Raw genomic sequence first — 589 nt, forward strand, 5'->3', positions numbered from 1 at the left:
GGCAAAGCTGCCGGCACAGATGGGGGCGCGGGCTGTCTGCAAAACCGGCGGTCGGGATGGCAGGCGGTCAGGATCACGGTCAGGATCACGGGGCCCTAGAAATGACAAACCCCCGAGCCATGGCGCGGGGGTCATCAACTTTGTGTCCAGAAAAGAACTGGAAGCCTAAAAGGCCGATAGAAGGAGCTTAGAGCATACCTTCGCGCTGTGCTTTCTTACGCGCCAGTTTACGGGCACGACGGATCGCTTCAGCTTTCTCGCGCGCTTTTTTCTCGGACGGCTTTTCGAAATGTTGCTTGAGCTTCATTTCGCGGAAGACGCCTTCACGCTGCAGCTTTTTCTTCAGAGCGCGGAGCGCCTGATCGACATTGTTGTCACGAACACTAACCTGCATGTGGTTTTCACCACCTTTCTAGATAGAGTTGCAAGGATTTGCAGGAAGTGGCCATATAGCAAAGCTCCTGTATGTTGTCTAGTACTGTGATATCACGCCGCGACTCCCCAGATGCCGGGGGTCGCATCACTTTCATTTCGGGAGACCCCCCATGAGCAGCCAGGAAAACCAGACAGATCAGCCCAGCGATCTGGT

Annotated in this window: 1 protein-coding gene; it reads right to left on the minus strand. The window is 55.2% G+C overall.

Features of this window, described 5'->3' with window-relative positions; translation table 11 throughout:
- Positions 1 to 187 precede the first annotated feature (187 nt).
- The gene (rpsU, locus tag ACYVHT_RS23330) at positions 188 to 394 is read right to left on the minus strand and encodes a 30S ribosomal protein S21 (RefSeq protein ID WP_008207378.1); all 207 of its coding nucleotides are present in this window, start codon (positions 392 to 394) and stop codon (positions 188 to 190) included.
- Positions 395 to 589: the final 195 nt, after the last annotated feature.

The organism is Hymenobacter daeguensis (assembly GCF_054780555.1).

What these genes read in the sequence shown, in the direction of transcription:
- rpsU (WP_008207378.1), bottom strand. Translation starts at nt 394, where the DNA reads ATGCAGGTTAGTGTTCGTGACAACAATGTCGATCAGGCGCTCCGCGCT.